This is a genomic window from Streptomyces sp. NPDC006602 (assembly GCF_042870385.1).
GTDB lineage: Bacteria > Actinomycetota > Actinomycetes > Streptomycetales > Streptomycetaceae > Streptomyces.
This window is the reverse complement of record NZ_JBIAHG010000005.1, coordinates 162103-187229: the sequence shown is the minus strand read 5'-3', so window position 1 is coordinate 187229 and position 25127 is coordinate 162103. Positions and strand designations below refer to the sequence as shown.

Annotated in this window: 17 protein-coding genes; 7 read left to right on the top strand and 10 right to left on the bottom strand. The window is 71.3% G+C overall.

The features are described from left to right. Positions 1–52: 52 nt before the first annotated feature. Entirely contained in the window at positions 53–2572 is a 2520-nt protein-coding gene (locus ACFYO2_RS15915; RefSeq protein ID WP_388348925.1) for an FG-GAP-like repeat-containing protein, read from the bottom strand. A 192-nt stretch (positions 2573–2764) separates the two neighbouring features. Further along, positions 2765–5965 carry an FG-GAP repeat domain-containing protein gene (locus tag ACFYO2_RS15910; RefSeq protein ID WP_388348923.1) on the bottom strand — a complete coding sequence of 1067 codons (3201 nt, stop codon included), beginning with the start codon at positions 5963–5965 and terminating at the stop codon, positions 2765–2767. Between the two features lie 193 nt (positions 5966–6158). Between ACFYO2_RS15910 and ACFYO2_RS15905 the strand changes: the two genes are divergently transcribed. The 4 genes from ACFYO2_RS15905 to ACFYO2_RS15890 all read left to right on the top strand — a co-directional run bounded on the left by ACFYO2_RS15905 (position 6159) and on the right by ACFYO2_RS15890 (position 10901). Further along, positions 6159–6773 (top strand): DUF4956 domain-containing protein, encoded by a 615-nt coding sequence (locus tag ACFYO2_RS15905; protein WP_388348921.1) that lies wholly within the window; start codon positions 6159–6161, stop codon positions 6771–6773. Beyond that, positions 6770–7591: a VTC domain-containing protein gene (locus tag ACFYO2_RS15900; RefSeq protein ID WP_388348919.1), complete on the top strand. Its 822-nt coding sequence runs from the start codon at positions 6770–6772 to the stop codon at positions 7589–7591. The genes ACFYO2_RS15905 and ACFYO2_RS15900 overlap by 4 nt, the downstream gene beginning before the upstream one ends. Continuing rightward, positions 7588–9387 (top strand): carbohydrate-binding domain-containing protein, encoded by a 1800-nt coding sequence (locus tag ACFYO2_RS15895; RefSeq protein ID WP_388348918.1) that lies wholly within the window; start codon positions 7588–7590, stop codon positions 9385–9387. Before ACFYO2_RS15900 ends, ACFYO2_RS15895 begins: the two co-directional genes overlap by 4 nt. 170 nt (positions 9388–9557) lie before the next feature. Beyond that, entirely contained in the window at positions 9558–10901 is a 1344-nt protein-coding gene (locus ACFYO2_RS15890; RefSeq protein ID WP_388348916.1) for a polysaccharide lyase family 1 protein, read from the top strand. A 90-nt stretch (positions 10902–10991) separates the two neighbouring features. On the opposite strand, the gene ACFYO2_RS15885 is transcribed toward ACFYO2_RS15890, so the two are convergent. From ACFYO2_RS15885 to ACFYO2_RS15870, 4 genes are all read right to left on the bottom strand, one after another. Next, positions 10992–12443 (bottom strand): ATP-binding protein, encoded by a 1452-nt coding sequence (locus tag ACFYO2_RS15885; RefSeq protein WP_388348914.1) that lies wholly within the window; start codon positions 12441–12443, stop codon positions 10992–10994. Between the two features lie 407 nt (positions 12444–12850). Further along, positions 12851–13333, bottom strand: a complete 483-nt coding sequence (locus ACFYO2_RS15880; protein ID WP_388348912.1) for a hypothetical protein — start codon at positions 13331–13333, stop codon at positions 12851–12853. Positions 13334–13440: 107 nt separating this feature from the next. Continuing rightward, positions 13441–15048, bottom strand: coding sequence for a methionine--tRNA ligase (gene metG / locus ACFYO2_RS15875; protein ID WP_388348910.1), 1608 nt, complete (start codon positions 15046–15048; stop codon positions 13441–13443). A gap of 91 nt (positions 15049–15139) precedes the next feature. Beyond that, on the bottom strand, positions 15140–16699 hold the full coding sequence (locus ACFYO2_RS15870) for a VWA domain-containing protein (RefSeq protein ID WP_388348908.1): 1560 nt from the start codon (positions 16697–16699) through the stop codon (positions 15140–15142). 281 nt (positions 16700–16980) lie between these two features. Here ACFYO2_RS15870 and ACFYO2_RS15865 point away from each other — a divergent pair, with 281 nt between their 5' ends. After that, the gene (locus ACFYO2_RS15865) at positions 16981–19044 is read left to right on the top strand and encodes a PhoX family protein (protein WP_388348906.1); all 2064 of its coding nucleotides are present in this window, start codon (positions 16981–16983) and stop codon (positions 19042–19044) included. A 21-nt stretch (positions 19045–19065) separates the two neighbouring features. Here the strand turns inward: ACFYO2_RS15865 and ACFYO2_RS15860 are convergent, their stop codons facing one another. Beyond that, on the bottom strand, positions 19066–20031 hold the full coding sequence (locus tag ACFYO2_RS15860; protein WP_388348904.1) for an endonuclease/exonuclease/phosphatase family protein: 966 nt from the start codon (positions 20029–20031) through the stop codon (positions 19066–19068). A 10-nt stretch (positions 20032–20041) separates the two neighbouring features. Beyond that, the gene (locus tag ACFYO2_RS15855; protein WP_388348902.1) at positions 20042–20836 is read right to left on the bottom strand and encodes an alpha/beta fold hydrolase; all 795 of its coding nucleotides are present in this window, start codon (positions 20834–20836) and stop codon (positions 20042–20044) included. A 76-nt stretch (positions 20837–20912) separates the two neighbouring features. On the opposite strand from ACFYO2_RS15855, the gene ACFYO2_RS15850 reads away from it, so the two are divergent. Next, a complete protein-coding gene (locus ACFYO2_RS15850; protein WP_388349600.1) occupies positions 20913–22292 on the top strand; it encodes a PLP-dependent aminotransferase family protein in 1380 nt (459 codons plus the stop codon). On the opposite strand, the gene ACFYO2_RS15845 is transcribed toward ACFYO2_RS15850, so the two are convergent. Then, complete coding sequence (locus tag ACFYO2_RS15845; RefSeq protein ID WP_388348900.1) at positions 22189–23094, bottom strand: hypothetical protein; 906 nt, start codon at positions 23092–23094, stop codon at positions 22189–22191. The genes ACFYO2_RS15850 and ACFYO2_RS15845 overlap by 104 nt on opposite strands. A 160-nt stretch (positions 23095–23254) precedes the next feature. Then, on the bottom strand, positions 23255–23731 hold the full coding sequence (locus ACFYO2_RS15840; RefSeq protein ID WP_388348898.1) for a hypothetical protein: 477 nt from the start codon (positions 23729–23731) through the stop codon (positions 23255–23257). A gap of 201 nt (positions 23732–23932) precedes the next feature. On the opposite strand from ACFYO2_RS15840, the gene ACFYO2_RS15835 reads away from it, so the two are divergent. After that, positions 23933–25090 carry a hypothetical protein gene (locus tag ACFYO2_RS15835; RefSeq protein WP_388348896.1) on the top strand — a complete coding sequence of 386 codons (1158 nt, stop codon included), beginning with the start codon at positions 23933–23935 and terminating at the stop codon, positions 25088–25090. Positions 25091–25127: the final 37 nt, after the last annotated feature.

Below are 25127 nucleotides of genomic sequence, written 5' to 3'. Positions count from 1 at the left end.
GAAGGCGCCCGGGGCGGAACACACCCCGGGCGCCCTGTGCACGACTCGCCGGTCAGGTGAGGGACTTGTACCCCTGCCAGCCGGTGGCGATCTTCGCCCGGGCCCCGAACGACCCCTTGCCGTCCCCGCTGTTGCGCCAGACGTTGCCGCTGGTGTCGCGGGAGACGAGGTCGGCCTTGCCGTCGTCGGTGATGTCGCCGACGCCGACGACCACGTTGTACGAGCCGCCCCACGCACCGAACAGCTTGACGCGGGCCTTGAAGGTGCCGGTGCCGGTGCCGTTGTAGCGGTAGAGGTTGTCGGACGAGTCCTGGGCGAGGAGGTCGCCGATGCCGTCGCCGTTGAGGTCGCCGACGCCCACGATCTTCTTGTACGTCTTCCAGTTGTCGTAGAGCTTCACGCGCGCCGACAGTTTCCCGGTGCTCGTGCCCTTGTAGAGGTAGACGGCCCCGGTCGACGCGTTCCGCGCGATCAGGTCCGGGCGTCCGTCGCCGCTGACGTCGCCGGGGGAGGTCAGGACGTCGTACTGGGTCCAGCCGCTGGCCCCGAGAGTCGTGTACGACGTCGAGGGCGTGACCGCCTTGCCGCAACCCGGCTTGTACAGGCGGAGTGCTCCGCTGCTGTACCGCACCAGGACGTCGTTGCAGCGGTCCCCGCTCAGGTCGCCGATCGGCACCGCCTTGACCGACGTCGCCCAGCCGCTCCCGCTGACCTTGCCCGAGAAGGTGCCCGTGGACGCCTTGCCGAACTGGAAGGTCAGGGCCCCTGAGGAGTTGAGGGTGAGCAGGTCGCCGGTGCCGTCCGGGGTGGCGGAGGCGCCGCCGAAGTCGCGGAACACGGCCGCGCCGCCGGTGACGGTGACCGTGCCCGAGGCCAGCTTCACGGCGGAGGACGCGCCCTCCTGGGTGGCGCGCAACGTCCAGGTCAGAGGGCCGTTGGGGGCATAACTGCCGGACGCCGTACGCCCGTTCCAGCTCGCCGTGACCTTCAGGGTGTCGGTCGTGCCGGTGAGCGTACGGACCGTCCGGCCGGCCCGGTCGCTGATCGTCACCGACCAGGACGAGGTGGGCCGGCTGAGCGTCCAGGTGGGTGCCCAGGCGGTGCTGGTCGCAGTGGTGCCCTTGAGCGCGGCCGTGCTCGGGACGGTGGAGCCGCTGACGGCGAGGGCGGGCCAGGCGGTCCGGGAGCCGTACAGCCGGTCGGCACTGCTCTCGCTCGCGGCGCCGGACCAGACGGCGGTGGCGGTGCCGTCGGCGCCGACGCTGACCTGACCGCGGACGAAGGCGTTGGCGGAGCCGGGCAGTTGGGCGGCGGTGGTCCACGCGCCCTCGCTGCGGACGGACTGCATCAGCACCCGGCCGCTGCCGCTGCTCTGCGTCCACAGGGTGTGGACGGTGCCGTCGGCGCCGATGGCGGAGTCGTACTGCTCGGAGACGTACGACGTCGACAGCGTCCGTACGGCCGACCAGGCGCCGGTGTCGGCCTCCCGGGTGGCGGTGCGGGTGCCGAACATGGAGGTGTAGTCGACCCAGACGAGGGTGACGTCGCCGTCGGGCGCGATGAGCGGCTCGGGGGTCTCGGCGAGGTTGTCGGTGGCGGTCACGGTCTCGGGCGCGGACCAGGTGCCGTCGGCGGAGCGGGTGGCCGTGAGGATCGACCCGTTCTCGGACTCGTCGGTGCCCTGCCAGGCGACGGTCAGGGTGCCGTCGTCGGAGGCCGTCGCCTCGGGGTCGCCGACCGACTGGTAGCTGCCGGTCGCGGCGACGGGAGCGCTCCACTCGGCGGCGCCGGCCGCACGGGAGACCGCGCGCAGCGAGGCGGACGGACCGACCCGTTGCCTGTAGACGACGACCGCCGTGCCGTCGGAGGTGATCACGACGCTTGGGTTCGACGCCGAGTCCGCCCCCTCCGTGGCCGCGGTGCTGACCTGCACGGGCACCGACCAGGTGCCGTCGCCGCCGCGGGTGGCGGCGTAGACCTCGTTCGTGGCACCGGAGTTCGTCCGGGTGCCCCAGGCCGCAGTGAGCGTGCCGTCGGGTGCCTCGGCGACGTCGATGCCGGCGTCGCCCCAGGCCGCGTCGGTGCCGACGAGCTCGACGGGCGCGGACCAGGCGGACCGGTCGGCGGCGAGCACGGAGCTGACGAGCCGGATGTCGAAGGGGCCGGTCCCGGGTGAGGGCGCGTCCGGCATCTCCACCCACAGGGCGGTGACCGTGCCGTCCGCGGAGGCGTGCAGTTCGGCGCTGCCGGCCTCGGTCGGGGTCGTCGCCAGCAGCGTCGGCGTCCCCCACGCGTCGCTGCCCGCGGCCCGTACGGCGGCGTACAGCTTGCGCTCGTTGCTGCTGGTGCTCGCGAACTGGTTCCACAGCGCGACGGCCGAGCCGTCGGCGGCGGTGACGACGTCGAGCACGGAGGCGTCGACGTCGGTGCCGGTGATGGCGGTGGCCGTCGCCCAGGGGGCGACCGGCGCCGCGACGGCCGCCGTCGGAAGAACGGCGCCGCCCGCCACGGCGAGTGCCACAGAGGAGATCGCGACCGCGAGACGGCGGCGCGACAGGGCGTATCTGCCCACGTGTGTTGTTCCTCCCCGCGAGGGCGCACGCCCTCGCACAAGTGAGCGGATGTTAGCAAGCGGGTCTGTTGCCGGACGCGGGCGGTCCGTCAGATCACCCAGAGCAGCCCGTTGCCCCCGAGCAGCGTGCCCACCGTCAGGCCTGCGGCCACGAACGCGGCCAGAACCCATCTGCGCATCTGAACGTCCCGTCTAGGAAAGACCCTTGTAGCCCTGCCAGCCGGTGGCGATCTTCGCCCGTGCCCCGAACGACCCCTTGCCGTCGCCGCTGTTGCGCCAGACGTTGCCGCTGGTGTCACGGGAGACGATGTCGGCCTTGCCGTCGTCGGTGATGTCGCCGACGCCGACGATCACGTTGTACGAGCCACCCCAGTTCGCGAACAGCTTGGTGCGGGCGGAGAAGGTGCCGTTGCCCTTGCCGTAGTAGCGGTAGAGGGTGTTGGCCTTGTCCTGGGCGAGGAGGTCGCCGATGCCGTCGCCGTTGAGGTCGCCGACGCCGACGATCTTCTTGTACGTCTTCCAGTTGTCGTAGAGCTTCACGCGCGCGGAGAGCTTGCCGGTGCTGGTGCCCTTGTAGAGGTAGACCGTGCCGGTGGACGTGTTGCGGGCGATCAGGTCCGGGCGGCCGTCGCCGCTGACGTCACCGGGTGCGGTCAGGACGTCGTACTGCGTCCAGCCGCTGCTCGAGAGAGTCGTGTACGACGTCGACGGCTTGACCGCGGTGTTGCAGCCCGGCTTGTACAGGCGGAGCGCTCCGCTGCTGTAGCGGACGAGGACGTCGTTGCAGCGGTCACCGCTCAGGTCCCCGAAGGGGATCGCCTTCACCGAAGTCGCCCAGCCCGTGCCGGTCGTCTTCTCACTGAACCTGCCCGTTCCGGTGCCGCTGTGGAACGTCAGGCCGCCGGAGGAGTTCAGGGTGAGCAGGTCGCCGCGGCCGTCCGGGCCGTCGGGGCTGGTGAAGTCGCGGAGTACGGGCGCGCCCCGGGTCAGAAAGCCCTCACCGGACTTCACCGTGACCGGGACCGAGGTGCCCAGGCCGGTTGCCTTCAGCGTCCAGGTGAACCAGCCGTTGGCGAAGTAACCGCCGCTCGCCGTCTTGCCGTTCCAGTTCGCCGACACCCAGGCCGAGGCCGCCGCGCCGGTGATCGTGCGGGTTGTCCGGCCGGTCGCGCCGCTCTGGACCGAGGTGAAGGTGAGGGACCAGGACGTGACGGGGCGGGACAGGAGCCAGTGGCCGGTCCAGGCGGTGGACGAGGAGGTCGGTGAGACGTAGTTGGCGGCCTCCGTCTCGAAGGCCGTCGGAGCGGACGGCGTGACGCCGGTCGTGGCGACGTGCGTCTGCTCGAACGAGTCGAACCAGGCGACCAGGCCCGTGTACTCGTCGACCGTCCACCGGTAGCGGCGGTCCACAGCGAGCCCGCTGTCGGGCAGGCCGGAGGCGATCACGCGGGTGGTGCCGGTGGCCGCGTCGGAGAGGACCAGCCGGTCGCCCTCGTGGTCGTGGCGGACGGTGAAGCCGTCGCCGAGCAGCACGTCACCGGGCTGTACGGCGACCGACGTACCGGCCTTGGTGTCGTACACGCCCGCCGAGGCGGTCCCGCAGGACCAGTACACCCAGCGGCCCGCCGCCTGGAGCTCGCTCGGCAGGCAGCCGAGTGAGGGGACCGTCACCGTGGCGAGAGCCTTGTCCTCGCTGAGGCTGTAGGAGGTGAGCTTGCCGGTGTCGGCGGCACTCCACAGAGTGGAGCCGTTCAGGGCGGCGGCGCGTATGGTCCGCTTCAGCTTCTGTCCCTGGTTGAACTCGCCGACGTACTGCGCCGGGGTGGCGCCGCCCGAGTTGTAGACGGCGTAGTCGTCGGAGACGTCGACGATGGAGCCGCCCTCGGTGGAGAACTCCAGGGAGTTGTTGCCGATGGACATCAGCCGGTCGGCGTTCCCCAGCCCGCTGCCGCCCTCGTCGCCGTCGGAGTACGTGTTGAGGTAGACGTCCCTGGGACCGTCGCCGTAGTTGCCCCACATCGCCGAGCAGGTCGTGTTCGCGTACGGGCACGTCGCGTAGACCTGAGAGCTCTCCGTGGCTGCGGACGGGGTCAGCTCGGTGCTGCCGTTCGTGGTGAGCGTACGGACGGACGAGGTGTCCGAGCCGCCGCTCGGGTTGTCCTCCGCGACGCGCAGGCTGCCGCGGCTGAGCGCGAGCCCGGTCTTGGCGTTCTCGTACGGGGGGACCTTGGTCAGCTTCTTCAGCTGCGGGGTGCCGTCGGGGCCCACGTAAACGCGCTGTACCCACCAGTCGGCCGCGGTGGTGCCGCCGGTGACGAGGGCGCCGCCGTCGGGGGTGGCCAGCGGGGTGCCGTACGAAGCGGGCAGCAAGGTCTTGGTGGTGCCGTCGGTCAGGGAGACGCCCTTGACACCGGGGGCGCCGGTCAAAACCAGCCAGTTGCCGACGAGGACGGGAACGGGGGAGACGGTGGTCTCCTCGCCGGCCACCGGGACCGTCTCCTCGGCGGTGAGGTCGGCGCGCGGCTTGAGGTGCAGGCCGGCGGCCTGCGTGTACCAGCCGACGCGGTCGTCGGTGAGCACGAGCTCCGGCAGCGCCTCCAGGCCGGAGAAGACCGGGGTGAGCTGCGCGGTGGCGAAGTCCAGGTAGCCGACGGTGTACGACGACGACAGGTCACCGTTCTCGTCGCGGACGCGGTAGGCCAGCAGGGAGCCGTTCTCGTCGCCGGTCCGCGCGGTGCCCCAAGCCGGGTACCCGTCGGCCGGGAAACCGGTGACCAGGCGGTCGCGCTGCTTGCCGTCGACGAGGTCGACGAGGTGCAGCCAGTAGCCCTCCAGCGTTGTGCCGTCGACGACGCCGTTCGACTCGACCGTGACGGTCGTCTCGCCGTACGTGCCCACGCGGCCGGCCGACTGCCTCAGGTCGACGGTCCGCAGGGCGCTGCCGTCCGGGCGCCACAGCGACACCGGGTCACCGTAGGTCCGGTCCGGCAGTGCCACCGTGTCGGCGGCCTGCCCGAACACGCCCGAGGCGCAGCGCACGGAGATGTCGTAGCAGCTGGTGGTGGTCGGCTTGTAGACCCCGGACGGTCCCTCGACGGTGACGGTGCTGCCGTCCTCGTAGTCCGTCCAGAGCAGGCCCGCGACCGCCGCCTGCCGGTGCAGGAAGCCGGTCTCGCCCGCCGCCAGCAGCCGGTCGCTGCGCCGCGTCTCGATGCGCGGGTCGTCCAGGACGATCTCGGCGGTGCCGGCCGCGGCGGCCGTGGTGGCGGCCTGTGCGGCGCCGCCGCCGTCCTCCGTACCGGAGAACAGAGTGATGGATCCGGCCGCCACGGCGACCGCGAGCGCGGAGACGAGCGCGGCACGACCGCCCCGTCTCGGGGCGTGTCTGCCCACGTGAAGTTCCCTCCCCAACGAGGGCCCCCGCCCTCGCACAAGTGGCCGGATGTTATCAAGAGCGCTCAGCCCTCCGCGCGTCCCTCACCTCGCCGTTCATCTTGGCGTTCACTCACCGAGGCGTCCCGTACTTCTCAAAGTCGCTTAAGGGAACTCGAAGCGACCTCACAGGCCACTGGCGGACTGTCATCTCATGTCCACAACCGCCCTGCACCAGCTGGCACTTGTCGCCGCCGACCTCGTCGCGGTCTTTGTCCTCGTCTTCGGTGTCTACTTCCCGCGCCACCACCGCCGGGACCTGGTCACGGCCTTCCTCGGCGTGAACGTAGGCGTGCTCGCCGTGGCGATGACGCTCAGCTCCGCGTCCGTGGGGATCGGGCTGGGGATGGGCCTGTTCGGGGTGCTGTCGATCATCCGGCTGCGGTCGTACGAGATCACGCAGCACGAGGTCGCGTACTACTTCTCCGCGCTGGCCATCGGGCTGCTCGGCGGGCTTCCCGAGCGTGTGAACCCGCTGACCACCTCGCTGACCGTGCTGATCGTCGCCGTGCTGTACGTGGGCGACCACCCGCGCCTCTTCCCCCGCCACCGCCGGCGCAGCCTGCGCCTCGACTCCGCGCACACCGACGAGGACGCCCTGCGCGCGCACCTCGAGATGCTGCTGGGCGGGCGGGTGGTGAACCTGTCGGTCAAGAGCATCGACCTCGTCAACGACACGACCCAGGTCGATGTCCAGTACGTCGTGAACGACGCCGCGCGGTCCCCCAAGAACGCCGACATACCGCTTGAACAGGGCGTACGGGCATGACCGCCCTCGACTCCCTCGGTACGGCCGTCGGCGCGCTGCGGCCGATCGGGCTGGACGAACTCGTCGCCCGGGCCGAACTGCTGACCCGCCTGGACCGCAAGTACATGCTGCCGGTCGCGGACCTGCCCTTCGTGTTGGGCGGTCTCGGCTTGGGCGGTCTCGGCTCCGGCGGCCTCGACGAGGACGTACAGGTTCTGGAGATCGACGGACGGCGGGAATTCGGCTACCGGTCCGTGTACTTCGACACCCCCGGCCTGGACGGCTACCTCGCCGCCGCACGGCAGCGCCGGCGCCGCTTCAAACTCCGGGTACGCACCTACCTCGACTCCGACCAGCACTTCTTCGAGATCAAGACCCGTGGCCCGCGCGGCACCACGGTCAAGCACCGCATGCCCTACGAGGGCGACCCGCACCGCCTGGACGCGGGGGCCCGCGCGTACGCGGCCGCCGTGCTGGCGCAGGCCCGGATCGACACCGCGGGCCTGCCCTGGCAGCCGGTACTGACCACCTCCTACCGGCGCACCACCCTCTTCCTGCCGGCCACCGCGAGCCGACTGACCCTCGACATTGGCCTGACCTGGTCCCTCCCCGACGGCACCGCCACCCTGCGCACTCCGGAGCGGGCGATCGTCGAGACGAAGGCCGGCCGGGCCGGGTCCGGCGCCGACCGGCTGCTGTGGTCGCTGAAGCACCGCCCGTGCCCGGTCTCGAAGTACGGCACCGGTCTGGCCGCCCTGCGTCCCGACCTTCCCTCCCACCGTTGGCTGCCCGTACTGCGGCGCCACTTTCCCACCGCACTCGACAGGAGTCCGGCATGAGCAGAAGACCATTTCGTACGAGGGCCGCGGGGGCCTTCGCCTCCGCGGTGCTCGGCGCGGCGGCACTGGCCGGGTGTTCGGCGGACTCCGAATCCACCGCCGGTTCCTCCGAGGAGAGTTCGGCCACGTCGTCCGCCGCCGTGGCCGGCGCCCAGGACGCCGCCGCCGTCCTCGCGGACAACGAGAAGGCGCATGCCGCGGCGGATGACGTGGACGCCTCCGGGGCTGTGGAGATCGCCCTCGACGGCGACTCGGCCGCCGTGAAGGGCGAGGGGGCGAAGGCCGACGGCGCCACCGTCACCATCAGTTCGGGTGGGACGTACCGGATCAGCGGGAAGCTCACCGACGGGCAGATCCTCGTCAACTCCCCTGACCAGATCGTCACGTTGATCCTCGACGGCGCCGACATCTCCAGTTCCTCCGGTGCGGCGATCGCGGCGACCGAGGCGGAGGAGCTGGTGGTCGTCCTGGCCGACGGAAGCGAGAACACCCTCTCCGACGCCGACTCGTACGCCGAGTCCACCGAGAAGGACGAGGCCGACGCGGCGCTCTTCAGCGCCGGGAACCTGACGATCGGGGGCGGCGGCTCGCTCACCGTGCGCGGCAATGGCAACGACGGGATCGTGAGCAAGGACGGCCTGGTCATCGCCTCCGGCACGGTCACCGTCGAGGCCGCCGACGACGGCATCCGCGGCAAGGACTACCTCGTCGTGCACGGCGGCACGGTCACCGTCACCGCCCAGGGCGACGGGCTGAAGGCCGACAACGCCGAGGACACGGACGCCGGTTACGTCGCGGTCGACGGCGGCACGGTGAAGGTGACCTCCGCGGGCGACGGCGTCGACGCGGCCACCGACCTCGTCGTCACCGGCGGCACGCTGGACGTGCACAGCGAGGCCACCGACGACAGCTCCGCGCACGGACTGAAGTCGGGGGTCATCACCGTCCTGGAGGACGGCACCATCGCCGTCGACTCCTCCGCCGACGGCCTGCACAGTGACGCCGCCGTGCACCTGGGCGGGGCCACGCTGACGATCGCCGCCGGGGACGACGGCGTGCACGCCGAGGGCGACCTGCTCGTCGACGGCGGCACGGTGAAGGTCACGCGGTCCAACGAGGGGCTGGAGGGCAAGGACATCACGGTCGGCGGTGGTTCGACGGCGATCACCTCCTCCGACGACGGGGTGAACGCGTCCGGCGGGACGACGACCGAGGAGGGCACCGGCGGTGGCCGGGGCGCGGGCGGCGGTGGCGGCGAGTCCGCGGGTGACTACACCCTGAAGGTCTCCGGCGGCACCCTGGTCATCAACGCCGACGGCGACGGCTTCGACTCCAACGGCACCGCCGAGATCACCGGCGGCACCCTCGTCGTCAACGGCCCCGAACAGGGCGGCAACGGCGCGCTCGACGTCAACGGCGGCTTCGGTGTCAGCGGCGGTGTGCTGCTCGCCGCGGGCAGCGCGGGCATGGCCGTCGCGCCCGACACCGAGTCCGCGCAGGGCTGGGTGGCGGCGACGCTCGACTCGGCGGTCACGGCGGGGACCACGCTGCACGTCGTGGACGCCGACGGGAAGGTCGTGGCGACGTACGTCACCTCCAAGGCGATCCAGAACGTCGTCTTCTCGTCCTCCGCAGTCAAGAGCGGGGAGGAGTACCGGATCTACTCGGGCGGCTCGGCGTCGGACGGCACCACGGGAGGCCTGGCGAAGTCCGGCGACCTCGGCTCGGCCGAGGAGATCGCGACGGTGACGGCGGGGGAGGCGCCGGAGGGCGGGTTCGGGGGCGGGCGGAGGTAGGAGGTGTCAGGGGCTGCCGTGAGCCTGACGTTTCATCAATTTCCTTTTCCCCGGCAACCCTTGTGATCCCGGCGGCCACTGAGGAGTCGGAAGCCCCGTTCACCGGAGCTTCACGGACAACACGTGCGGCATACAACATGTGCGGCACACGAACACATAAGGACTCCTCCGTGGCAGCCACCTCCCACCGCCGGTCACTCCGCTCGCGGCGCACGCTCGTCGTCTCCGCCGCCGTCCTGGCGGCCGGGGCCGGCGCCGGTGTCTTCGTGATGAACGCGAACGCCGGTGCCTTAGACCTGTACCACCAGACGCTCGCCGCCAAGGACGGCTGGGCGTCCTCCGGGACCGGTACGACCGGTGGCGCGAAGGCCGACGCCGCGCACACCTTCACCGTCTCCACCCGCGCCCAGCTCGTGAAGGCGCTCGGCTCCGCCTCCGACACCACCCCCCGCATCATCAAGATCAAGGGCACGATCGACGCCAACACCGACGACACGGGCAAGAAGCTGACCTGCGCGTCCTACGCGGCGGGCACGGGCTACTCGCTCTCCGCCTACCTGAAGGCGTACGACCCGGCCACCTACGGCCGCTCCAAGCTGCCCTCGGGCACCCAGGAGAAGGCTCGCGCCGCAGCCCAGGCCAAGCAGTCGAAGAACATCGTCTTCAAGGTGCCCGCCAACACGACGATCGTCGGCGTCCCCGGCACCCAGGCCGGCCTCACCGGCGGCAGCCTCCAGGCGAAGAACGTCGACAACGTCATCGTCCGCAACCTCGCCTTCGCCGCCACCGAGGACTGCTTCCCGCAGTGGGACCCGACCGACGGCAGCACCGGCAACTGGAACTCGGCGTACGACTCGGTCACCCTGCGCGGAGCGACGCACGTCTGGGCCGACCACAACACGTTCACCGACGGCCCCCACTTCGACAACGCCAACCCGAAGTACTACGGCCGCGAGTACCAGATCCACGACGGCGCCCTCGACATCACCAACGGCTCGGACCTGGTGACCGTCGAGCGCAACCAGTTCACCAACCACGACAAGACGATGCTGATCGGCAGCAGCGACACCGACAGCGTCGGCAAGCTGCGCGTCTCCATCCACCACAACGTGTGGAAGGGCATCGTCCAGCGTGCCCCGCTGGCCCGCATCGGCCAGATCCACATCTACAACAACGTGTACGACACGACGTCGCTGAACGGCTACGCCGCCAAGTACAGCATCGACTCCCGGGCCAAGGCCCAGGTCGTCGCCGAGCACAACTACTTCAAGCTGCCGTCCGGCGCGAAGGTCGCGAAACTCCTCAGCGGCGACGGCACGGGTTCGGTCGCGGGCGGCGGCAACCTGGTCAACGGGACGGCGACGGATGTCGTGGCCGCGTACAACGCCGCGAGCTCGAAGAAGCTGAAGACGACGGTGAACTGGAAGCCGGCGCTCACGGCGGGGCTGGAGACGTCGGCGAAGAATCTGCTGACGGGGCTGGTGACGACTGCGGGGGCGGGAGCGCTGAAGTAGGGCGCAAGCTGAGGGCAGCGGGGCCGGGAGCGTTCTGCTTCCCGGCCCCGCCTGCTCTCCTTCTGTACTCTCTCGACCTTGCCCGAGAGGTCAGCCACGCCAGGCCGAGACCACGTCCCGCGCCCCCCACCTGAGCCCGACCGAGTCCTCGGTCACCGCCCCGGTCGAACCGGAGAGCGATACGACGGCGAGGCCGGTGGTGCCCGGTGTGAAGCCGGATACCTGGGCGGCACCCTGCACGAGGGCGGTCAGGTCGTGCTGGTCGAAGGGGGAGGCGAGCCACTTCACGGAGCCGGCGAAGAAGACCGTGCCCGCCACGGGCGAGCGGTCGGCACCGATGAGATCGATCTCCGGTGAGAACTGCCGGTTCCACCAGCCGCCGACGACCTCCGTGTCGGGCCAGGGGAACTCTCCCGTAGCCGCTGCCAGTTCCAGCGCCTGTCGGACCAGGGGCTCGACGGCCCGTCCCCGCCAGGCCGCCCACCGTCGCTCGACCACCCGGTACGCGGACTCGGGACGACCGCGCCGGGACAGCTCCTGCGCGGAGCGCATCGCGGCGAGGTAGAGACGCAGATTGCTGTCGGCCACGCGGTAGAGAGCCGGTTTGCCGGGCTGGGTGGAGAGCGGTGAGTCCGATACGAGGGCCCGCTTCTCGTCGGTGAGGCGTCGCAGCAGCGGGGACAGTATGCCGGAGGGCAGGGCGCCGCTCTGGCTGCCGGCTGTCGCGGCGATGTTGGCGTGCGTGCGGTCGCCGCTGCCCACCGCCTCAAGGACACGGCGCGCCTGGTCCGGCGCCGGGAACTCGGCCATGAGCGCCGCTTCCGGGACACCGAAGAGCGGCGAGGCCGGGTCGGCGCACTCCCTCCTGACGAAGTCGAGCGCCGGGGTGCCGTGCGGCCAGGCCCGCAGGATGCCCGGCAGTCCGCCGGACACCAGGTGCGCGTCGATGGCCTCTGCCGCGTCCAGCCCGAGCGCGCTTCCCACCTCGGCCGGATTGAGCGGACCGAGCACGAAGGAGTCGGCCCGGCCGTAGAAGGGTCGGTCGTACGCGGTGAAGCGCTCCATCATGTGCAGATCACTGCCGAGCAGCAGCAGGAGCACGGGCCGACCGGACAGCAGCCGGTCCCAGGCGGTCTGCAGCGCGCCGTCGAACACGGTGTCCTGCTCCGAGAGCCAGGGCAGTTCGTCGATGACGACGATGCTGGGCGAGGCGGGCAGCACGGCGGCGAGGGTGCGGAAGGCATCGGGCCAGTTCGTGGGGGCGGTGTCGGGTACGAGTTCCGGATCGGTCGCGAGGGAGGACTCACGCAGCTCCGCCATGAAGTCGGCGATGCCTTCCACGGGGGACGCGCCCTTGGTCGCGGTGAAGAAGACGTACGGCCGCCCGGCCCGGTCGCAGAACTCCTGCACGAGCCGTGACTTCCCGACCTGACGCCGTCCCCTTATGGCGACCGCGACCCCGGCGCCGTCGGCGGCGACCCGATCGAGACGCTTGTGGAGGAGGGCCAGCTCGGCTTGGCGGCCGACGAAAGGGGTGGGCATGGCACCTCCGGAGGTTATGTAGATGCATTCTACGTAGATCCATTCTAGGTATGCTCGGCGAGGCGGTCGGATCGGAGCGTCCGCAGGCCGGCTTCCAACAGCTCGCCCAGGTATAGAGCGGTGTCCCTGTCGAGTGACCGCATAGCGCGGGTCAGGATCTCCAGCCTGGCGCTCTCGACGCTTTCACCGTGTGCGATGGCCGCGAGCGTTGCCGGCATCGGCTGCCTTGCCGCCGTCGACGCGTCGACGATCTCCGGAAGGGTGTCCGGCCCCAGGCGCAGCGGGCGCAGGATCTGGGACGTCCAGGAGCCGACCCGGGACTCGAACGGTCCGGTAGCCCAGGACGCGGTGGGCTGGTCCCGGCAGACGACGGGGCGACCTCGCCGCCCTCCTGCAACAGCTGCGCCTCAGGTGACGTACCGGCCGTCCCACGGTTCGCTGAATTCGAGGCGGTCCGGGTAGAGCTCGGCCCAGGTCTCGCCCTCGTCCTTGCGGATCAGCAGGCCGAAGCGGACGCCGTCGAAGGTGAGCTGGAAGGGGCGGATGGCGATGTCCGTGTAGGAGCGGCGGGGGAGGCTGCGCAGGAGTTTCGCCAGGTGGATGCGGGCGCGGCCGAGGACGGAGTCGTTGCCGTCGGGGGCGCGCTGCTGGTCGGCCCAGGTGCCCGCGCACCAGATCTCCGAGTCGCGGTAGTGGCCGTCGGCGTCGAAGGTGTGGAGCGCGACGTAGAGACGTTTGTGTTCTTCCCAGCCCTCGTCGGGACGGAAGCCTTCGGGGAAGGCGTACGTGATCGACGCGAGGAACTGACCGTCCGCGTACCAGCCGATCGACTCGGTGTGACGCCTGGGCACGTAGGCGATCGGAATCACCTCGGGCACTGCCTTTGCCATGGCGGAAACCATACGGGTGGACGTGGACATGCAGGTAGGGGGTACGGGTAGGGCGAGGGCCCGGGAAGCAGCCTTTAGCTTCCCGGGCCCTGTGCCGTGCGTGTGCGCTACGCCGTCGGCTTCTCCTCCAGGCGGGGAAAGAGGACCGCGCCCTTGGTGACCGTCGTGCCGACCGGGAGCCTGCCCCACTCGGCCGCCTCCTGGACCTTCTGGTCCGCGAGGGCGCCGAGGGAGGTCTCCGCGCCGAGCGAGTCCCAGAGCTTCTGGGAGGTGTCCGGCATGATCGGGTTCAGGAGGACCGCGACCGCGCGGAGGGACTCCGCGGCCGTGTAGAGGATCGTGGCGAGGCGGGCCTTGCCCTCGTCAGTCGTGTCCTTGGCGACCTTCCACGGCTCCTGCTCCGTGATGTAGCCGTTGACCTGCTTGACGAAGTCGAAGACGGCCAGGATGCCGCCCTGGAAGTCCAGCTCGTCACCGATCTTGCGGTCGGCTTCCGCGACCGCCTTCGCCAGGCCGTCCTGGATCGCCTTCTCCGCCTCGCCGGACGCCGTCGCCTCGGGCAGGGCGCCGCCGAAGTACTTGCCGACCATCGCCGCGACGCGGGACGCCAGGTTGCCGTAGTCGTTCGCCAGCTCGCTGGTGTAGCGGGCCGAGAAGTCCTCCCAGGAGAAGGAGCCGTCCTGACCGAAGGCGATCGCGCGCAGGAAGTACCAGCGGTACGCGTCCACACCGAAGTGCGAGGTCAGGTCCTGCGGCTTGATGCCGGTCAGGTTCGACTTCGACATCTTCTCGCCGCCGACCATCAGCCAGCCGTTCGCGGCGATCTTCCCGGGCAGGGGGAGGCCCTGGGCCATCAGCATGGCGGGCCAGATGATCGCGTGGAAGCGGAGGATGTCCTTGCCGACGAGGTGGACGTCGGCAGGGAAGGTGCTCTCGAACTTCGCCGGGTTCTCGTTGTAGCCGACCGCCGTCGCGTAGTTCAGCAGCGCGTCGATCCACACGTAGATCACGTGCTTGTCGTCCCACGGGACCGGGACACCCCAGTCGAAGGTGGAACGGGAGATGGACAGGTCCTGCAAGCCCTGGCGTACGAAGTTCACGACCTCGTTGCGTGCCGACTCGGGCTGGATGAAGCCGGGGTTCGCCTCGTAGTGGGCGAGGAGCTTGTCGCCGTACTCGCTGAGCTTGAAGAAGTAGTTCTCCTCCTTGAGGATCTCCACCGGCTTCTTGTGGATGGCACACAGCTTCGTGCCGTCCTCGGCCTCGATGAGGTCGCCGGGGAGCTTGTACTCCTCACAGCCCACGCAGTACGGGCCCTCGTAGCCGCCCTTGTAGATCTCGCCCTTGTCGTGGAGATCCTGGACGAACTCCTGGACGCGGTCCGTGTGACGCTTCTCCGTCGTACGGATGAAGTCGTCGTTCGCGATCTCGAGGTGCTCCCAGAGGGGCTTCCAGGCTTCGGTGACGAGTTTGTCGGCCCACTCCTGCGGGCTGACGCCGTTCGCCTCCGCGGTGCGCATGATCTTCTGACCGTGCTCGTCCGTGCCGGTGAGGTACCACACCTTCTCGCCGCGCTGACGGTGCCAGCGCGTGAGCACGTCCCCTGCGACGGTCGTGTAGGCGTGGCCCAGGTGAGGAGCGTCGTTGACGTAGTAAATGGGGGTCGAGACGTAGTACGCCTTCGCCCCCTGCTTCTCGGTTTCTGTGGCCGCCATGCCCGAAATCCTACTGGGCGCGCGAAGATCGACTCACATGCGTTTCGGGGGGTGGACCGGCCGTCCACCCCCCGAAGGGCACAGTGTGGTGCTACGGGCGCCAGGCGGCCAGTACGCCCTCGTAGAGCTCGGCGTCCGTGAGCTCTCGGGGCGTCGGGCCCGCGAGGAAGTAGGACGTGTTGTCGGTCTTCAGTTTGCGGAGGTAGTCGAAGGCCTTGTTGTCGGGCTCACCGAAGGCGACGAAGGAGAAGAAGACGCTGGGGTGGTTCTTCGCGGCGTCCGTGAGGGACTGGGTGGCGGGGGTCTTGGCGTCGGGGGCGCCGTCGGTCTGGAAGACGACGAGGGCGGGGGTGCCGGGGGCTTCCTTGTCGTGGTGGGTCACGACTGCCTCGACCGCGGCGTGGTAGCTGGTACGGCCCATGCGGCCGAGGCCGGCGTGCAGCTCGTCGATCTTGTTCTCGTGGTCGGTGAGGGTCAGCTCGCCGGTGCCGTCGAGTTCCGTCGAGAAGAAGACGACGTGGACCTTGGCTTCCGGGGCCTCGGGGTCGAGGTGGGCGGCGAGGGCGAGGGTCTGCTCGCCGAGGGCCTGGGCGGAGCCGTCCTTGTAGTACGGGCGCATGGACGCGGAGCGGTCGAGGACGAGGTAGACCTTGGCACGGGTGCCGGTGAGGTTCTTGGCGGTGAGGGTGGCCTCGGCTGCGTTGTACGCCGTGCGGAGGGTGGTGGGCACCCGGCCTTCGGCCGGGTTGTCGTTCCCACCCGCACCACCCGTGACGCCTTCGTCGTCGACTGCGGGTGACCCCTGTGGGGCGTCCTCGCCGTCGGCGGCCAGCGGTTCGGGGGTGGGGAGCGGCTCGTGGGCCGGCTCGGGCTCGGGGGCCGGGGTCACCTCTGCCTCGGGTTCGGGAGTGACCTCCGCGACTGCTTCGGGCTCCGGCTCCGGTTCGATGACGGGTTCGGGTTCGATGGTCGGTTCCGGTTCGGGGGTGACCTCCGCCACCGGTTCCGGCTCGGGGTCGACTACCGGCTCGGGCTCGGGCGTGACCTCGGCGGTCGGTTCCGGCTCGGGTTCGACGATCGGCTCGGGCTCGGGCTCGGGTTCCGGGGTGACCTCCGCCACCGGCTCCGGCTGGGGTTCGACGACCGGCTCGGGCTCGGGTTCCGGGGTGACCTCGGCGGTCGGCTCCGGCTCGGGCTCGGCGACCGGGGCGGGCTCGGGCTCGGGGGTGGCCTCCGCGACCGGTTCCGGGTCGGGCGTCACCTCGATGACCGGTTCGGGCTCGGGAGTCACCTCCGCGACCGGTGCCGGCTCCGGGGCCGGCTCTTTCGCCGCCGGCGTCTCCGCCGGCTCGCCCGGATTCGGCACTGCCACCTTGTCGAAGGCTGCCGCGACCAGGTCGTGCTCGTCCTTCGTGGAGAGCGTGGACTGGGGGGTGGACGGTGTCGAGGGGCGGGGTTCCGGGACGGTTGCCGTCGGCTCGGGGGCCGGGGTCGGCTCCGTTGCCGGGGCGGGGACCTTTGGTGCGGTCTCCGGTGCGGCGGTCTCGGCAACCTCGGCAACCTCGGCAACCTCGGTTTCCTGCGAAGGGGACGTGGTGTGCCCCTTGCGTGACCGGCCGAACGCGTTCCGCAGGAGAGTGAGAATGCCCATGTGCGCAACCCTTCGCATGAGTTGATGCCCGTAAATCCCTGGCCAGGACGGACACGTAAGGTTAGCGGCCCCGGAGGGTGATCTTTGGCGGGGGCGGGTCACACGGCGCACTGGACGTCAAGGGCCACATCAAGCCTTCCCCCGCCCGCCCGTCCGGCGAAGCCAACTGGCCTACGGCCACCTCAGGTTCACCCTTCGTTCGTCGGTGCGCCCCGCTCCCGAACGAACGTGCCCATAGCGTCCGTCACGCCGGACTCAAGGGGAAGCAAGGGGAGAGCAAAGTGCGCATGCAGTTGCCGTTGATCAGGACCTCGAACGAGTCACACCCCGGTGGGCGGTCTGCCCTGACTTGCCGGTTCCGGTGTGGTAACGCCTGCTTCCACGAGGTGCCGAACACCTCCGCCAACCCGTACGTCGGTGACGTCATCGCCGGTGCGCTCAGTCGCCGCTCGATCATGCGAGCCGCGGCCGTCGTCACCGTGGCCGGTGCCGCGGGGGCGGGGCTCGCCTCGCCGGTCGCGGCGGCCGAAAACAGCACCACGACCCACAAACCCGGCACCTCCAAAGGTGCCCGCGGCCTCCGGTTCACCGCCGTCGCGCCCAACACGGCCGACGCCGTGACCGTCCCGGACGGGTACAGGCAGAACATCGTCATCCGCTGGGGCGAGCCCATCCTGCGCGGTGCGCCCGCCTTCGACCCGGAGAAGCAGACCGCCGCCGCCCAGGCCGGTCAGTTCGGGTACAACAACGACTTCCTGTCGCTGCTCCCGCTGCCGGGCGAGCGGGGCAGGCAGATCCTCGTCGCCAATCACGAGTACACCGACGAGGTGCTCATGTTCCGCGGTTACGACGCTGCCGACCCGACCCGTGAGCAGGTCGAGATCGCGTGGGCGGCGCACGGGCTGTCCGCCGTCGTCGTGGAGGAGGACCGCAGGAGCGGGAAGCTCTCCGCCGTCTCCCGGCATCCCCTCAACCGGCGCGTCACCGCCACCACCGAGTTCCGGCTGACCGGGCCCGCCGCCGGGTCCGACCTGCTCAAGACCTCCGCCGACCCGACGGGCACCAAGGTCCTGGGCACCCTCAACAACTGCTCGGGCGGGACCACCCCGTGGGGTACCACCCTGCACGGCGAGGAGAACTTCAACCAGTACTTCGCAGGCGCGAGCCGCGCCACCGACAAGCGGTACGGCATCGGCACGGCGGCGAGTGAGCGCAAGTGGGAGCGGTTCGACAAGCGGTTCGACGTGGCCCGGGAGCCGAACGAGGTGCACCGCTTCGGGTACGTCGTCGAGCTCGACCCGTACGACCCGGACTCCACGCCCCGCAAGCACACCGCCCTCGGCCGGTTCAAGCACGAGGGCGCGACCGTGCGGCTCACTGACGACGGCCGACCTGTCGTCTATACCGGTGACGACGAGCGGTTCGACTACTTCTACAAGTTCGTCGGCAGCAAGCGGATGAAGAGGGGCTCGTCGCGGGCCGTGCGCGAGCACAACCTCTCGCTGCTCGACGAAGGCACGCTCTACGTCGCCAGGCTCACCGGCGACTCCCCCGCCATCGAGATCGACGGCACCGGCAAGCTGCCGGGCGACGGCGAGTTCGACGGCAGCGGCGAGTGGATCCCGCTGGCCACCGCGACCGCCAAGGGTGCCGTCTCGCACGTCGAGGGCATGACCGCCGACGAGGTGTTCGTCTTCACCCGTCTCGCCGGTGACAAGGTCGGCGCGACCAAGATGGACCGGCCCGAGGACATCGAGCCGAACCCGCACACCGGCAAGGTGTACGTCGCCCTCACCAACAACACCAACCGCGGTGTCGGTACGAACGCCCCGGCCGACGAGGCCAACCCGCGAAACGCCAACAAACACGGGCACATCCTGGAGCTCACCGAGCGCTGGAACCGGGCCGAGAGCACGAGGTTCGCCTGGACGCTCTTCCTCGTCGCCGGCGACCCGGACGACCCGGCCACCTACTTCGCCGGGTTCCCGAAGGACGACGTCAGCCCGATCTCCTGCCCGGACAACGTGGCCTTCGACCCGTACGGCAACCTGTGGATCTCCACCGACGGAGCCCAGCTCGGCTACCACGACGGCCTCTTCGGCGTCGCCACGAAGGGCGAGCGGCGCGGTGAGCTCAAGCAGTTCCTGACCATGCCGATCGGTGCCGAGACCTGCGGTCCGATCGTCCAGGACCGGCGGGTGCTCGTCGCCGTGCAGCACCCGGGCGAGATCGGCGGCGCGACCGTCGAGGAGCCGGCCAGCACCTGGCCCGACGGCCCCGGCAGGATCGTCCGTCCGTCGGTCGTGGCCGTGTGGCGCGCCGACGGCGACGACATCGGCGTCTGAGCGCACAGACCAGCGCGGTCGTCATGCGCGCCGGTGCAGCGTGAGGTCGACGAGCAGGGCGCGGTGGTCGGTGTCGGCGAGGTCGAGGAAGCGGGCGTCCCGCGCGGCGAAGTCGGGGGAGACCAGTACGTGGTCGATCTGGGCGCCCAGCGCGGGGGTGCTCCCGGCCGTGCGGGCGGGCCAGGTGGGCGTGCGGTCGGAACCGGCGAGGCGGGCCGCGTCGCGCAGGCCGGTGTCGAGGATGCGGCGGAAGGCCGCGTGGTCCTGGGAGGCGTTGAAGTCGCCGGCCAGGATGGCGGTGGCCTTCGCGTGGCCGGCGGCGAAGTCGCGCAGGGCGCTCAGCTCGCGCCGCCAGACGTCCACCTGGCCGGGCAGCGGTGGCATCGGGTGCGCGAGCTGGAGCCGTACGGCCCGCCCGCGTACGTCGGCGACGGCGCCCGGCATGCCCATGGTGCCGGGGAGGGTGTCGGCGGCCTTCAGCGGGAAGCGGCTGAGGAGGACGGACCCTGCCGATCCGCCGCCCTCGACGGCCTGCCGGTGCGGGTAGTCGGCACCGAGGGACTGCTTCAGCGCCGCGTCGCACGCGAACTCGCACTCCTGTACGAAGACGAGGTCCGGCCGCTCCTCGCGGACGGTGGCGATGAGCGAGTCGGTGGCCTGCCCGAACTCGACGTTCGAGGTCAGCACCCGCAAGGAGGCCACCGGCGCCCCGCCGGGTGCACCGATCTTCCCGTAAGGCTCCATGAACCACGCCAGCAGTCCCAGTACCGCCACCGCCCACACCACCCCGGTCCACCAGCGGGCGAGCAGCGCGAGGCCCAGCCCGAGGGCGGCGGGCGCCAGCAGCCACGGCAGGAAGGCGAGGAGCTGGGGGACGGGGGTGATCCCGTCGGTGTCGGCGACCCGGCACCCGACGACGACACTCACCCCGGCGGACAACAGCGCGGCGAGCCATATGCCGGGCCGGCGGAAGCGCTGTCGAGTCACCGTCCCGAGACTACGAGCGGCCGTCCACCCGCGCCAGGAACTCCCCGAGCGCCGCGTTGAACTCCTTGGGCCGCTCCAGGTTCGGCATGTGCGCCGCCCCCTCGATCACCAGCAGGGTGGAGTCGGGGAGGGCCGCGTGCATGGCCTCGGCGTCGGATACCGGCGTGTACGCGTCGTCGCTGCCCACGACGACCAGTGCGGGGACGGTGACGTGGGTCAGCAGCTCGCGGTAGTCGGGGCGTCCGGCGCGGGCGCGGAGGGCGGCGGCGGCTCCCTGAGGGGGTGCGGACGTCATCATGCGGTGGACGTGGGCCTTCACCTCGGGTGCGGCGTACGGCGCCACCATCTTCTCCAGCACCTCGTCGGCGTACCCGCGCATCCCCTCCCGCAGCAGCCGGTCCGCCATGGCGTTGCGGCTCTTCATGCCCTCCGGGGTCTCCGCCACCGGGAAGGTGTCCGCGAGGACCAGGCCCCGGATGCGGCTCCCGAACCGCCGGTAGCCGTCCATCGCGATCTGGCCGCCCATCGACAGTCCGGCGAGGACGAAGGTCTCCACCGACAGGTCGTCGAGGAGCGCCTCGATGTCCGCGGCGAAGTCGGCGAACCGCGTGATGCCGGGGGCCTGCGGAGACTCGCCGTAGCCGCGCAGGTCGGGGGCGATCACCCGGCGCGTGGCGGAGAACTCCGCGATCTGCGGGGCCCACATCGTGCGGTCGAACGGGTGGCCGTGGACCAGGACAAGGGGGACCGCGGGGGTATCGGATCCTTTGTCCTCGTATGCCAGGAACTCCGGGAAAGGGGTCATGTGGCCGACCCTAGATCGCTTCAACTCGTCGGTGCAATAAGATCTTTGCCCTCGGTGCAATGTGATGGGGGACCCTGTGGACGACTACCGGCGCCTCGCCGACCGACTGGCCGACGACATCGCCGCCGGACGGCTCAAGCCCGGTCAACGGCTGCCCCCGCAGCGGGCGTTCGCGCGGCGGCGCGGGATCGCCGGGTCGACGGCGGGGCGGGTGTACGGCGAACTCGTGCGGCGGGGACTGGTCGTCGGGGAGGTCGGGCGCGGGACGTTCGTGCGGGCGGCTCCGGCGGCGCCCATGGGCCGGGCACTCACCGAGCCGACCACGGCCGCGCCCATGGGCCGGGCGCTCAATGAACCGACCACGGCCGCTCCCGTGAACCTGGAGCTCAACTACCCGTCCGCGCCCGGCCAGTCCGAGCTGCTCGCCCCTGCCCTCGCGCCCCTGCTCCGCCCCGATGTCCTTGCGGAGGCCCTGCTTCCCGCCCCTGCCGACGGCACGGCGGCGGCCCGGGACGCCGCGGCCGCCCTCCTCGTCACCCCGGGCTGGCGGCCCGGCCCCGGCCAACTGCTCTTCACCGGCAACGCCCGCCAGGCGATCGCCGCCACCCTCGCCTCCCTCGTCCGCCCCGGCGGCCGGCTCGGCGTCGAGCCGCTGACGTATCCCGTGGTCAAGGAGATCGCCGCCCGGCTGGGCATCACGCCGGTGCCGCTGGCGGCGGACGAGGAAGGGCCGCTGCCGGAGTCCGTGGCCGCCGCCCACCGCACGGCCCCCCTCTCCGCCCTGTATGTGCAGCCGACGCTGCACAACCCGACGTCCGTGACGATGACCGAGGAACGCAAGCGCCAACTGGCCGCTGTTGCTGTTGACGTGGGCGTCCTGATCGTCGAGGACCGCATCTGGTCCTTCCTCGCCGACGGCGACCCGCTCGCCGTCCACGCACCCCGGATCACCCATGTCGTCGACGGGCTGTCGAAGCGGGTGGCCCCCGGACTCACCGTCGGCTTCGCCGTCGTACCTCCGTGGCGGGGCGAGGCCGTGGCGGACGCGATCCGGTCCGGCGGGTGGAGTGCCGGACGGTTCGCGCTGGAGGCCGCCGTGCGGTGGATCGGGGACGGGACGGTCGCGCGGCTGGTCGCGGCCAAGCGGGCGGACGCCGGGCGCAGGCAGCGCATCCTCCAAGAGGAGCTGCACGGGTTCGCCGTACGGTCCGATCCTCGCGCCTATTACGCCTGGTGGGAGCTGCCCGCCCCGTGGCGCGCGGACACCTTCACGGCCGCGGCCGCCGCGCACGGCATCGCCGTGACGCCCGGACCGGCCTTCGTCGTCGACCCGAGCCGGACGCCGGACGCGGTCAGGCTCGGGCTCGCGTCTGCCGCTGAGCCGGATCTGCGGCGGGCGCTGCGGACGCTCGCGGACGTCGCCGGAAGAGGAGCAGATACCCGTACCGGCCGCTGAGCCAGCAGATCAGAGCCACGGTCAGCCCGACGGCGACCAGCAGCCAGGAGACCGTGCGCAGGGTGGCCGTGAGGGCGTCGTAGACCGCGCCGGCGGCCGGGTGGAGGGCCGGGTCGGGCAGGCCGGCGACGGTGAGGCGGCGACCGACGGCGACCGCGAGGCCGAGGAGGGCGCCGCCGAGGGCCGTGCCGAGGGCGGTCGCGGTGACCGCGCGACGGCGGCAGGCCGCCACCGCGATCCCGGCTACGGCGAGGACGCCCGCCGTGACGGGCAGCCAGAAACCGGCGATGTCGAGCATGTGGAACCCCTTCCGGAGCCGGGCCAGGTCCTCGGCCGGGAGCACGGACACCTTGGTGTGCCGGACCGGGATGCGGTACGCCAACGGCGCCTGGTCCGCGGTCAGTCGGTCCTTCACCTCGGCGGCGACCGGTGCGAGGTCCACCGTCACCGCCCCTTCCCGGCCGCCGCGCAGCGCGCTCAACACGGCGTCGTGGACGGCCCGGTTCGACGCGTCCCACGCGGTGCGGAAGGCCTCGGTCCGAGTGAACGAGCGCACCGCGTCCCGCACGAAGGGGCGCATCGGCCGGTCGGTGTCCACCTCCCGCAGGATTCCGGCGCCGACCGTGTCCGCGATCGCGTCCCGCACGTCCGGGTCGGTGGCGAGCGGGGCCATCGTGGTGACGTACCGGCTCGTGTCGGTGAGCCCGTACGCCACCCAGGCCGCCGACGCGCCGAACGGCACGAGCAGACAGGCCAGGGCGATGAGTACGGCCGACAGGGCGTTCCGGAGTCGTGTGGGCACCCTTCCAGGCAAGACGCGGCGGGCCGGGGGTGCGCGCGGAGTGACTCCATATGGGCGCACGGGGCAAGCCGTACGGGCACAGGGCGGCCGTGTCCTTTGACGGAACTGGGCATGCCGCTCCGGGGCCGGGGCCGGGGCCCCTGCGCCGTACTCGGGAACCTCAGCGGATGCGGTTTCCCACCGCGTCCTCGCGCGTGTAGTAGCGGTAGAAGAACACGCCGAAGATGGCCGCCGCGACCACCAGCCCCATGACCGCCGACCGCAGGATGCTCTGGCCGCTCTGGTTGTACAGGAACCCGACAGCCGCGCCCGCGAAGCCCGACTTCGTCATCGAGTGCAGCTCCCGTTGCAGCAGCGGCGCGAACGTCGCCACGGCGAGGCACAGCACGATGAACACGAACGCGGTGACGAAGCCGAACAGGATGTTCCAGCCGGTGATGGGCCCGCCGTCGCGCCGGTTGGCCGCGGCCCAGTAGCCGTAGACGAGTCCGAGAACGACGGGGATCGCGAACCGCGTCACCCGGTGGACCCGCTCGCCGAACACGTCGGGTGTGCGGATCGGCCGGGTCGTGACGCGCCGGGCCGGACGACGGTGCATGCCGCGCATTCCACCGGGCGTGGGTGCCGCCTGAGCCATGAGAGCACTCCTCTCTCCTCGCCCCCGCCTTCCAGAGCACACCTGGGGACAGGCCCTGGCAAGTCGGCGGACGGGATTCCCGGTGCGGCGCACCGCGGCGGGGGCGCTCGTGCAGGGTGGTTTGCAGTCCTGAGACCCACCTTTGCAGCCGCAGCGGTTACGGTGCTGCCCTAAGTGATCGACGGGGGACGGGGAGGACCGATGCCGGGAACCGTGCTGCTGCTGGCCGCATCGCCGGTGGGCAAGGGCTGCTTGGTGGACGCGGCGTCCGTGCTCCCCGTGCTCGCGGCCGTGCCGCCCGCCGTGCTGTCCGGCACCAACACCGCAAACGTCGTCGAACTCGCCGACCCGCTGGAACCCCAGGCCGTCCTCACCCGGCTGCGCGCCGCCGCGACGGCCCCCGGCCCGCTGACCGTCTTCGTCACCGGCCAGCTCATGCTCGACCGCCGCCAGCACCTGCCCCACCTCGCGCTGGCCCGCACCACGTCCGCGACCGTCCGCTACACCGGCCTGCCCTGGCACTGGATCCGCGAGGAACTGCGCCTGCGCACGCCGGGCACGACGACCCTGCTCCTCGACCTGCACGCGGACGCGGAGACCTGGGCCTGGCTGCGCTCCCAGCCGCTCGACTCCGGCCGCAACAGCGCGGTGTACGGCCGTATCGCGCCGCCGCCGTCCTCCCGGCGGGCGGTGGCCGTGCCGGCGTACATGAAGGCGATCGCGACGATCCTGCGCAGCGGGCGGCGACCTGATCTCGCGGAGTTGCATCAGCAGGCGTTGGCCCGGCTGGGGAGCGACGGGTACGGGAACCTGGTGGTGGGGGTGCCCCCCGCTGCTGTCCCTGTGGGCTCCGCCCCCAGACCCCCGTATCCGCCTGAACGGCCTCGTCCTCACATGCCGGACAGGCTGAACACACCTGGCCGGGAGCGTGTCGACGACCCCCACGTCGCCATCACCACCGCGGTCCAGGACGGCCGTCATGACGCCGCCGACGCCCTCGCCGCCGAGCACGAGCAGGCTGCCGTACGGGCGCACGGCCCGGCCTCCGAGCAGGCCCTGCACTGGGCCGAGGTGCGGGCGGATCTGGCGATGTTCGCTGGGGACCCGGAGCGCAGTTGCCGTACGTGGCTGGCGGTGGCGTCGGCCCGGCTGGGTGCCGGGCAGCCGGTGGACGCGCCTGCCGTGGAGGCGGCCGTGGACCGGGCCCACCACCAGTGGGGGCAGATCGGCGACCCGGCGCGGGCCCGCGAACTCGGGGCCGAACTGGCCGACCTGCGGGCCCGGGTGCCGGGACGCCGCGTGGGCGCCCTGGACCACATCCGGCGGCAGCTGAGCCAGCTGCAGACGCTCGGCTCGTGAACATGCGGCACTTCCGACCTCTCCCCCGTGACCAACG